This window comes from Campylobacter showae CC57C (assembly GCF_000344295.2).
Lineage (GTDB): Bacteria > Campylobacterota > Campylobacteria > Campylobacterales > Campylobacteraceae > Campylobacter_A > Campylobacter_A showae_B.
Map to the genome: position 1 here is coordinate 1 of NZ_AOTD01000028.1, position 11,202 is coordinate 11,202.

Consider the following 11,202-nt stretch of genomic DNA (forward strand, 5'->3'; position numbering starts at 1 on the left):
CGAAAAACTCGCGCTTTATATCCTTATAAATATAGGTTTGGCTTTTGCTAGTAGCCTGTATAGGCTTAAATTTCTTTTCTTTTGCGGCGTCTGCTTGCGCTTCTTCTTTGACCGTTTTGTCAAAGTCGCCCTTTTTTAGCGCGATTTTTTGTAGCGCGTCTCCGATACTCTCGCCGTTTTTAAATACGTCTTTTAGAAATTTAAAAAACTCTTTTTTGCTCGCTTCGTCCGCGTAGCTCACGCGATCTTCTATATCTTGCCCCAGAAGCGTAATGCGCTCTTTTGCGGGCGTTTGGTCGAAATTTAGCGTGCTATCCTTGAGCGAAATTTTGACGTTTGCGTATTCGCCTAGGATTTTATTTGCCGCGTACTCGAGCCATTTATCTTTAAACTCCTCCTCGCTCATATCTGAATCCAGTAGCTTCGAGGCCTGGGAGTCCATTATCAGGCCGCTGCCGCTACGCATGCCAAGCCCCGGACCAAATCCGCCCAGATCGACGTTAAATTTACTCAAAAACTTATCCACGCTAAAGACGTCCTGTCTAAATATATCGGACGGATCGCCCGCGTGCGCGATCAGGGCTTGCGTGCTATCTACGAAACTTTTTATCTCGGCGGCTTTTTCTTTGCTCACGTTTGGATCAAGTCCGTTTAACTTGCCCCAGATGCTGATTTTATCGTCTCTCGTATAGCCGCTTAGAGAAAATATCCTCCTTGCAAATACCGGTTCGTCAGGCTTTAGTCCGAGCTCCTTGCGCCAATCATCCATAACCTTTTCAAACCCCATTTTTACGCCCAGCCACATGCTTAAATTTTTACCCGTTAGCTTCTCGGGACCAACCTTGTCTGCCCAAATTTTGAGCTGATTTCGGTCTAGTTTATCCGGATCAAGAGCATCATAATCGACTCGCGCCGTTAAATTCGGCTGTGTCAAGCTTAAATTTGAGGCCGAATCGGCAGATTCTTTTTCCTCGCGCGCTTTTAAATTTTGCCCGCGAGCGCCGCTAAAATCAAAATTTGCATTTGGGTTAAATCCATTTACGCCGCCTATCATCTAAAGTCCTTTTAAAATTTGGCTTTTTAACGATATCGGCAAAATTTGAGGAAAATTTAGTGTAGAAAAATTTAACGCAGTTTGCTCGCTAGCAAACATTCGCGTAAATTTATTTATTCAAAATCCTTTCGCGGACTTACGCAGTACGTGCCGCGGCCCGAGTGCTTTGCTTTATAAAGGGCGTCATCGGCTCGCTGAAGCAGTAGATCAAAGGAGTTAGGCCCGGTCCTTCCCTCTGCGATGCCAGCACTCACGCACAGCCTGTTAAATAGCGGATTTTCTTGACAAATTTTAAAAAATCGGTCGATCAAAATTTGCACCCTAGGTGCGATACTTTGCGCGGTTGCTCCGTCGGTAAATATCGAGATAAACTCGTCCCCGCCGATACGCACATTCATAGCGTCGGCAAAAATTTCCTTTATCAGTCCAGCGATCGCGACTAGAGCCTTGTCGCCCGCTTGGTGTCCGTGCTCGTCGTTTACCTGCTTAAAGCGATCCAGATCCATATAAAGTATGCTCATGCGCACCGTTTTTAGCCCGTCTAAAAAGGCGTCTAGCTGGTTGCGGTTGGCTAGCCCCGTGAGCTGGTCGTAGTGAGCTAGATACTCGATGTTTTGCAGATACTCATGTTCTTTTGTTACGTCGCGCGCGATACCGACGGTACCGATGATGATTTTGCCGTCAAATATCGGCGTTTTATATGTTTTTAGCTTGCTTGGCTTGCCGTTTGGTTTCATGACCTCCTCCTCATAAAGGCAGGTCTTGTGTGCTGCTACGACGTCGTCCTCGGTCTGGACGCAGACGTACTCTGAGCTTTCGTATATATCTTTTGAGATGTTCCAAATATAGTAGTGATCTCTGCCACGGGCGAGTTCTTTTGGTTTATTTACGACTCGGCAAAACTCGTCATTTACCTCCAGGTGCAGCCCGTCCATATCCTTAAACCAGATCATATCCGGAGACGAGTTTATCAGTGTTTGTAGCCAGGTTTTTTGTAGCCATGCCTCTTTGCGCTCGGCGATCAAATTTAGCGCTTTTTCAAAGTAAAAATCATCTAAATTCGCAGCTTGGGGCCAAATTTCGTCCGCGACTTCTTTTTGCTCGCCAGTTATCTTACTTGTATTTCTCGCGTAAATCGCCAAAAAGCCGTTTTCACCGATGCAGTTTTTTAGCTCGGATAAATTTAACCCGCAATCCTCGCTTGCGATGATTAGATATTGATGCTCGTCTGGGATGGGTGCGGGGATGTCGCAGGCACTTTTTATGAGCTCAAATTTATGCTCAAAGCGCGGTTTGGGCGGGATCTTGCCATATTGCTCAAGCTTATTTTTTATATCCTGGGTTAAACAAATATGCAGTTTGATGCGGTACATGACTGCCCTCTTTTTGTTTTTCGGTTATGATACAGCAGGCGAGCTTTAACGAGGCTTTTTGTGGCGGTTTAAAATTTACCTTTTGCGAGGAGTTAAAATTTAAAAATTTGCTAGCTTAAATTTGAGCGTAAATTTGACGTAAATTTGAAGAAGAGCGTTAAATTTACGGACCGCTCGCCGAGCCATATAAGCCCGAGCGAGTCGCCGTAAATTTGCAAATTTAAATCAGCCTCCGTACATCAGCCTCGGTAGCCAAAGCGAGATTTCTGGGATATACGTCACTAAAATAAGCCCGATAAATAGCGTCAAAGTCCACGGCAAGCATGAGACTATGACGTCTTTTAGATTCATGCCCGTTAAGCCGCTGGCGACGAATAAATTTAGCCCGACCGGCGGCGTGATCATGCCGATTTCCATATTCACGATTAGCAGGATGCCAAAGTGCACCGGATCCACGCCTAGCGCAGTCGCGATCGGTAGCAGTAGCGGCACCATGATCATCACGACCGATGATGGCTCCATAAACTGTCCCATGATGAAAAGCAGGATGTTTACGATGATTAAAAAGCCTATCTTGCCGATATTTGCGGCTAGGATGCTATCTGCTATCGTTTGCGGGATGTTTTCGCTAGTTAGCAGATACGCAAACACGACCGCGTTTGCGATGATGAAAAATATCATAGCCGTCGTGATGGCAGACTCTAGGCAGATGTCCCACAGGTCTTTAAATTTGATATCTTTATAGACAAATAGCGAAATAATCAGCGCATATATCGCGCTAGCCGCCGCAGCCTCGGTCGGTGTGAAAATGCCGCCGTAGATACCACCGATAACTACTACTACGATTAGCAGCGCCCAAAACGCCTTGCCGAATTTTTTTATTCGCTCGCTCCAAGGCTCAGGCGTAGTAGCTTTAAATCCGAGTTTTTTCGCTCCGATATAAGTCTGCGCTATCATCATACCGCCTAGCATCAGTCCAGGCACCACGCCCGCCATAAATAGCTGCGCGATACTGACCTCAGCCGTCACGCCGTAAACGATCATAACGACCGAAGGCGGGATGAGGATGCCTAGAGAGCCCGCGGTTGTGATGCCACCCACAGCGTATTCTTTTGGATAGCCTGCTTCTTTGATAGCGACGAACATGATGGAGCCTATCGCTACGACCGTAGCTGGCGAGCTACCCGAAACCGCGGCAAATATAACGCACGCAAATATCGCGCTCATCGGTAGGCCGCCCGGCAGGTGTCCGACCATGGATTTAGCAAAATCTATAATGCGTCTAGCAGAGCCGCCCTTACTCAGTAAATTTCCTGCCAGGATAAACATCGGGATCGCCATGAGGGCAAATTTATTGATACCGTCAAAGATGAGCTGAGGTATCGTCGCGACGTCAAGATCCGTGAAAAAAAGCATCGTGATAACCGTACTAGCTCCAAGCGAAACGGCGACGGGAACGCCTATAAGCATGAGGCCAAACAGCGAGATAAACAAAAATGCGATGGTCATAGGCTCTCCTTAGCTTTTCTTGACCGAGTCGCGTATCATCTCGGCTTCGTTGTTTATGATGACTTTATCTGAAGGCGTCATAGCGATCTGGTAAATTTTCTCTCCGGCGCGATAGCTGGCTCCTAAAAAAGCGATCGGTAATACCAACATCGGTATCCATTGCGGTATGCCTAGATCCACGCTCATGAAATCAAGCTCGTACATCACCTGCAGATACTGCACGCTATAAACCACGATGAACATCAAAAACACCGTCGTTAGTACGTTTGCAAAGATGAGATAGGCCTTTGCGACGATGGGCGGAAATCTCTCGATTAAAATCGTAACCGATATATGTATGCCTTTTCTAAAGCCGTAAGCGGCGGCAAAAAACGCCGACCAGATAAAAAGGTAGTTAGTTAGCTCGCCGGCCCACGACCAGCCCGTGTTAAAGCAGTATCTCATCACTACGTTAACAAAGGCTAGTAGCGTGCCTGCAGCGATGCCTAGCACCGCCACGGTTTTGTTTACCGAGGCGATGCCGACATCCAAAATCTCAAAAAATTTACCCATAAAATCCTACTTCGTATTTATCGTTTTTTCTATCAAATCTTGACCTATCACGTTGTAGAAGTTCGGATAAATCGGCTTCATAGCCTCTGCCCATTTGCCCTTTTGATCGGCATTTAGCTCGATGATCTCAAGTTTTTTGCTCTCGCTTGCGAATTTTTTAAGCTCGCTTAAAATATGCTCTTCTTCTTTAGCCGTCTCTTCGCGCTCGTAAGTCGTAGCCTCTTTTAGAGCTTGCGTTACGTGAGCCTTCATATCATCAGGCAAGCCTTTCCAAAATTTCTCGCTCATAACGACTAAATATCCCAAATATCCGTGGCCTGATAGCGTTAAAGAGCTTTGCGCCTCGTAAAATTTGGAGTTATAGAAGTTTGAAAGCGGGTTTTCGGTCGCATCGACTACGCCTTGTTGAAGGGCCGGATAAACCTCTGAAAACGGCAATACTTGCGGGTTGCCGCCGACTACTTTGATCTGCTCTTCAAGCACTTTTGAGCTTTGGATACGGAATTTTTGTCCCTTAGCGTCCGCAGGCTCTACGATAGGCTTTTTGCTCGAGCTAAAGTGCTTAAATCCAGCATCCCAAAAATCAAGCGCGATGAAGCCTTTTTTAGCGATCATATCTTTTAGAGCTTGTCCGACTTCACCGTCTTGAACAGCGTAAAGATGGGCGTTGTCTCTAAAGATAAACGGCAGGTCAAAAAGCTGAAACTGCGGCACTATCGGCGTAAATTTAGAAAAACTAGGCGCAGCCATCTGTACGTTGCCAAGCTTTAGCCCTCCAAAAACCCTATCGTCGTCCATCAGCGATGCGGCCGGATATACCTCGACTTTGATCGCTCCGCCGCTAAGCTCGCCGACACGTTTAGCAAAAAAGTCGGCAGCCTTGCCTTTTGGCGTAGAGGCGGCCACGACGTGGGCGAATTTGATCGTGTATGTTTTGCCTGCGGCAAACGCGCTGCCCGCAAGTGCGCAAGAAAGAAGCAGTGCGGAAAGTAACTTAATTTTCATCTGTGATCCTTTTTTAAAGATTAGCTAAATCAGCTAGGAGCAATTATAATTCATAAAAAAGCGGCTGCGTGAAAATGTTTCGACTTTTTGCAATAAATTTCAAATTTATGTGTAAATAAGTAACAATATCTCAAATTTGACCGTCAAATTTGAGAGCAGGCCAAAGTAAAATATAACGTTAAAAAGACTAAGTGTTACGAAAATACACATTATTTTTATCAAATTTGATCTTTTCGTGCGGCGAGACGAGTCAAATTTGATAAAACGGAAGCATAGGCGGGTTTGTTTGCGCGTTAATAAATTAATTACTTTTTTATTGCTATAATACGGATAAATTTTATTACAAAGGAAAAATTATGTTTGAACTTAGAAAACTGCCTTTCGATCCGAAAGCAAACGCCGTCGTCAGCGAGGAAACCTGTAGTTACCACCATGGCAAACACCACCAAACCTATGTCAATAACCTAAATAATTTGATAAAAGGTACCGAGTTTGAGGGTGCAAGCCTCTTTGATATCTTGGTAAAAAGCTCGGGCGGCGTGTTTAACAACGCGGCTCAGGTCTATAACCACGACTTTTACTGGGACTGCATCGCGAAAAAAAGCCAAATGAGCGACGAGCTAAAAGCTCGCCTAGAAAAAGATATTCCAAATTTTAAAGAGGAGTTTTTAAAGGCTGCGACTACGCTTTTTGGCTCCGGCTGGGCGTGGCTAGTTTACAACCCAAAAGAGGATAAACTACAAATCGTACAAACTAGCAACGCGCAAACTCCGGTAACTGACGGCTTGGTACCGCTTCTAGTCGCGGACGTTTGGGAGCACGCATACTACGTAGATCACAGAAACGCGCGTCCTGCGTATTTGGAGAAGTTGTTTGAAAACATCAACTGGGATTTCGTCTCAAGCGCTTACGAATGGGCGTTAAAAGAGGGGCTAAATTCGGTTAAATTTTACGTTTCCGAGCTTCACGGCGGTGCTAAATCTTGCTGCGGTTGCGGCTGCCATTAATGCCAAAAATTCGCCGATATCGCGAGTTTTTTAAGAGTGGCGATAAATTTGCGGCGGCTTATTTTCTAAACAAGCGTAAGTCCGCGAGTAAATTTAGCCTTGAGCAACGACTCCTTCTTGGCTAAGTTTACTTTATATAAACTATTTTGAAGTAATATTCGAGTCTCATTTCACAAAAAAGGACGAAAATGAAGAAGTTTTTAGTTTCATCTTTGGCGGCTTTTGCTGCAGTTGCTATGCTTAGCGGTTGCCACGCGCACAAAAGCGAGAGCGCAAACAAAGCTCAGATCACCAAATCAGAAGCTGAAGTTATTAAATTTACGGGCGTAAACGATCCGAAATACGTCGTTAGACTAAGCTCTACCGATAAATTTAACACAGCCCTACTAGAAGACAGCAAAGGTCACAAAATCAACCTTAAAAACGCAGTTACAGCAAGCGGCGTAAGACTAGCGAACGACGATATCGGTACAGAGATAACGTTTAAACGCGGCGAAGGTATCCTAAACCTTGCAAAAGGCGGCGAGGATATTTTCTTAAGATACGACGAATAAAAACTTTCCCGCCAAATTTTACGGCGGGACTCTCTCCTCTGCAAATTTACCAAATTTAACTCCCGCAAAATCTCGTCAAATTTGAACTTTCGCTTGTTTTTTAGCTTGCTTTCAAATTTGCTCAAATTTAATATATCTTATCAAAAACAGCTTTGTCTTAAAATTTATAAGCCCTTTATAAAATGCCCAAGTATACGCGATTTAAAAGAGATTTTAAACTTAAAAATGACATTTTTAAAATGCCCGGAGCGCAAATTTCGGTCACTAAATTTTAAGCCAACTTTGCCTATACTTTCGTTAAATTTATCATCAAAATTTAACGTAAGGAATGAAATGAAATTTATCTTAAAACGCGACGGCACGAAGCAAGAATACCTCCCGTATAAAATCCAAGACGCGATCAAAAAAGCCTTTGAAAGCGAGTCCAAAGAGTACGACGACAAGGTCTTTTTAGACGTGATGGGGCACGTGTTTGACAGCGAAGTTTTGAGCGTCGAGGACGTGCAAGACTACATCGAAAAGGCGCTTTTTAACGCGGGACACTTCGACGTGATGAAGAGCTTTATGCTCTACCGCCACACGCATAAGCTTCAGCGCGAGCAAATTTTAGGACTAAACGAAGACACCACCTACATCAACTCCACCCAAACTATCAGCGAGTATATCAATGGTACCGACTGGCGCATCCTGGCAAACTCAAACACCAGCTACTCAAACGCCGGTCTCATCAACAACACTGCGGGCAAGGTCATCGCCAACTACTGGCTAGATAAGGTGTATAGCAAAGAAGAGGGCCTCGCACACCGAAACGGCGACTATCACATCCACGATCTTGACTGCCTCACGGGCTACTGTGCGGGCTGGAGTTTGAGGGCGCTACTAAACGAGGGCTTTAACGGCGTGCGCGGCAGGGTCGAGAGCAAGGCACCCAAGCACTTTAGAGAGGCGCTGTATCAGATGGCCAATTTTCTAGGAATTTTACAAAGCGAGTGGGCTGGCGCGCAGGCGTTTAGCAGCTTTGACACCTATCTAGCGCCTTACGTTTTCCGCGACAAGCTAAGCGATAAAGAGATCAAAAAGGCGATAACGAGCTTTATCTTTAACCTAAACGTGCCGGCTCGCTGGGGTCAGAGCCCGTTTACCAACGTAACGATCGACATTACTTGCCCGAGCGATCTGCGCGATCAGATCCCGACGCGCGAGGATAGGCATATATTTAGCGACATTGAGGATGCGGAGCTTGCTAAAGAGGCGCAAAAACGCGGCTTTAGTAAGCTAACCGATATGACCTACCGCGCATTTGAGCCCGAAATGAACCGCATAGATAAGGCCTTTTACGAGATCATGACCGAGGGCGACAAGTGCTCGCAGCCTTTTCCCTTCCCGATCCCTACTGTAAATATTACCGAGGATTTCGACTGGGACAGCGAGGTGGCGAGGGTGCTTTTTGAAAACACGGCAAAAATGGGCTCGAGCTATTTTCAAAATTTCGTCGGCAGCCAGTACACGATCGATGAAAACGGCAACCGCGTCGCAAACGACAAAGCCTATAAGCCGGGTCACGTGCGCTCGATGTGCTGTCGCTTGCAGCTAGATTTACGCGAGCTGCTAAAGCGCGGCGGAGGACTATTTGGCAGTGCAGAGATGACCGGTAGTATCGGCGTCGTGACGCTAAATTTAGCTCGCCTAGGCTATCTATATAAAGGCGATAAAAAGGGGCTCTACACGCGCCTTGAGTATCTGCTAAATTTAGCTAAATCTACGCTTGAAAAAAAGCGTGCCTTTATCCAAGAGATGTACGAACGCGGCCTATATCCGTACACCGCACGCTACCTCAAGCACTTTAACAATCACTTTAGCACCATCGGCATCAACGGCATGAACGAGCTTTTGAGAAATTTTACGAATGATAAAGAAAATATCGCGACTGATTTTGGGCGTGAGTTTGCGATCGAGATGATCGAGTTTTTACGCGGTAAAATTCGCGAGTTTCAAGAGAGCACCGGCAACCTTTACAACCTTGAAGCCACGCCAGCCGAGGGCACGACGTATCGCTTCGCCAAAGAGGACAAAAAGCGCTATCCGGACATCATCCAGGCCGGTTTTGGCGAAAATATCTACTACACCAACTCCACGCAGCTGCCGGCAAATTTCACCGACGACGCGTTTGAGGCGCTCGATCTACAGGACGAACTGCAAAGCTCCTACACAGGCGGCACGGTGCTGCACCTATACATGAAGGAGCGCATCAGCTCGGCCGAAGCGTGCAAAGATCTCGTACGCGGCGTGGTAAATAACTACAAGCTACCATACATCACGATAACGCCGGTCTTTAGCGTCTGTGCTAAGCACGGCTACATCAGCGGCGAGCACGAATACTGCCCGAAATGCGACGAGGAGCTTTTGGCTAAATTTAAGTCTGAAAATAGCGTAAAATAGGCTAAATTTGAGCGGCTAAGCTATATTTTGCCGCTATCTAGTTGAAGTAAATTTATACTTCGCAGCTGCATCGTAAATGCAGGTGGCAGCGTCTGCGCGCACGGCGGCGAGGAGATAAAAAGCTGTGTTTATAACGAATACGGCGTGCTTATAGGCGGCTTTTACCTAAGGGCGGTTATCGTACTCGGCGCGGTTTATATATTTTAGTTTATCCCCTTTTCTGATACTTGGGTCGGATGAAAGTCCGACCTTTTTAAATTCGGCTTTAAATTGTGATTTTTCGATAAATTACCAAAAGCGACACGACATTACGTAGCTCTTTATTTTAAAATTTGTAGCAAAATTTACCGCATTTGGTAGGTCTGTTGTTAAATTTACGCACGGCGTCGCAGTCTGCGTAAGAGTGCGAGTTAAATAGCAGACTCTTACCTATTATCAAATTTGTGTTTCCTTGCGGGTCTCCCAAGTAGCTAAAAGATAACTAGCCAATGATCCAGATAAATTAACAGCCAGTTCGGCATGACGCGATGCAGGTTTCACACCGACCTTTCCTTTGCCGTGAGCGTCACTTAGACGGTTACGAAGTGTTCCTAATCCCTCAATAACAGCCGTGCAACCACCAAGAATTTGTTTGAATACTTCTTCTGTATGTTGCGACGGAGCAAGATTTAAAACTTTCGCGGTTTCTTTGTAAAGTTTAGGTAAATCTACCGCGTCATCATATTGGACATTCATATCATCAAGGATATGCTTGCAGACTGTTTCTATCAGCGTTCGAGCTGATGTAATTGCGCCTTCTGGATCGTTTGCTCTTCTGTCCAATGCTTTTGACCATGCTGCTTGAACGTGAGCAGAATCAATTTTCTTTATGCCCTTAGTCACAAATTCATCAGACGGAGCCAAACCGCCCCGTTCTAGAGCTTCTAATAACGAAGAAAACTCAGACCATATATAATTCCGACGTTCAGCATAGCTACCGAACTTATATTTTATAAACTGCCAAAATTGATCGAGATTTCTACATGTTTTTATAAATTGAGGAACATATGCGTCAAGTGCTGTATTTGCAAGGACTGTCTGTCTTAGACGCGTGTATTCAACATTATTTTCTCGCCCTCCAGTGGCATGAGAAATCAAAAGGTTTTGTAGCGTTTCGGCTTGAATGAATAATTCGTTCATTTAATTCTCCATAAAATCAAAAAAATTATGTAGATAGTTTACTAAGATATTTCATCTAATTTCATAGCCACTAACGGTTTTTTGAGTTAAATTTACGACGACATTATAGCGAATAGAGCTTTAAGCGATTTAGCAAAAAGAAAAACATCAAAGTCGTTTGGTGGTTTTGGATGAGTATAAAAATATAAAATTTGATCGCCGAACGAGAAGTTACACGCCTTGTTTTAAATTATCTATAAATTTAAGCCGCCCAAAAGACGGCTTAAATTTTACTTCTCGAAAATAAAAATTTTATTAGCGCCGCTTTCTCTGGACACGACATAAAATTTACCTTCTTTGATAGCGAGCGTATGAGTGTCGCTCACGCCTTCAAATCTATAAACCTCCACGATCTTTCTGCTGCGCGGATCAAGCTTTAGGATGCTTGAGTATTGTTTCGAGAGCAGATAAATAAACTTATCTTGTACATCCATGCCCGTAACGTAGTAGCCATTTATATCCCTGCCCCCCCCCCCTTTACCCTGAGACCC

General features: G+C 45.1%; 9 protein-coding genes and 1 pseudogene. 3 read left to right on the plus strand and 7 right to left on the minus strand.

The genetic code is table 11. From position 1 onward, the window contains the following. The 5 genes from H740_RS01205 to H740_RS01225 all read right to left on the minus strand — a co-directional run. On the minus strand, positions 1 to 1,054 hold a 1,054-nt coding region (locus H740_RS01205; RefSeq protein WP_002950489.1), incomplete at its 3' end, for a hypothetical protein. Between the two features lie 113 nt (positions 1,055 to 1,167). Continuing rightward, a complete protein-coding gene (locus tag H740_RS01210) occupies positions 1,168 to 2,427 on the minus strand; it encodes a sensor domain-containing diguanylate cyclase (RefSeq protein ID WP_002950495.1) in 1,260 nt (419 codons plus the stop codon). A 225-nt stretch (positions 2,428 to 2,652) separates the two neighbouring features. After that, on the minus strand, positions 2,653 to 3,936 hold the full coding sequence (locus tag H740_RS01215; RefSeq protein ID WP_002950497.1) for a TRAP transporter large permease: 1,284 nt from the start codon (positions 3,934 to 3,936) through the stop codon (positions 2,653 to 2,655). A 9-nt stretch (positions 3,937 to 3,945) separates the two neighbouring features. Then, positions 3,946 to 4,488, minus strand: coding sequence for a TRAP transporter small permease (locus tag H740_RS01220; RefSeq protein ID WP_002950499.1), 543 nt, complete (start codon positions 4,486 to 4,488; stop codon positions 3,946 to 3,948). A gap of 6 nt (positions 4,489 to 4,494) precedes the next feature. Continuing rightward, positions 4,495 to 5,493: a DctP family TRAP transporter solute-binding subunit gene (locus tag H740_RS01225; RefSeq protein WP_002950501.1), complete on the minus strand. Its 999-nt coding sequence runs from the start codon at positions 5,491 to 5,493 to the stop codon at positions 4,495 to 4,497. A gap of 356 nt (positions 5,494 to 5,849) precedes the next feature. Between H740_RS01225 and sodB the strand changes: the two genes are divergently transcribed. From sodB to H740_RS01245, 3 genes are all read left to right on the plus strand, one after another. After that, positions 5,850 to 6,500, plus strand: a complete 651-nt coding sequence (gene sodB, locus H740_RS01230) for a superoxide dismutase [Fe] (RefSeq protein WP_002950504.1) — start codon at positions 5,850 to 5,852, stop codon at positions 6,498 to 6,500. Between the two features lie 188 nt (positions 6,501 to 6,688). Then, positions 6,689 to 7,054 carry a hypothetical protein gene (locus H740_RS01235; protein WP_002950507.1) on the plus strand — a complete coding sequence of 122 codons (366 nt, stop codon included), beginning with the start codon at positions 6,689 to 6,691 and terminating at the stop codon, positions 7,052 to 7,054. Between the two features lie 333 nt (positions 7,055 to 7,387). Beyond that, positions 7,388 to 9,493, plus strand: coding sequence for a ribonucleoside triphosphate reductase (locus H740_RS01245; RefSeq protein WP_002950524.1), 2,106 nt, complete (start codon positions 7,388 to 7,390; stop codon positions 9,491 to 9,493). Between the two features lie 435 nt (positions 9,494 to 9,928). On the opposite strand, the gene H740_RS01250 is transcribed toward H740_RS01245, so the two are convergent. Next, on the minus strand, positions 9,929 to 10,672 hold the full coding sequence (locus H740_RS01250) for an abortive infection family protein (protein ID WP_002950525.1): 744 nt from the start codon (positions 10,670 to 10,672) through the stop codon (positions 9,929 to 9,931). A gap of 269 nt (positions 10,673 to 10,941) precedes the next feature. After that, positions 10,942 to 11,202, minus strand: a pseudogene (locus H740_RS11810) (hypothetical protein); the annotation flags it as partial.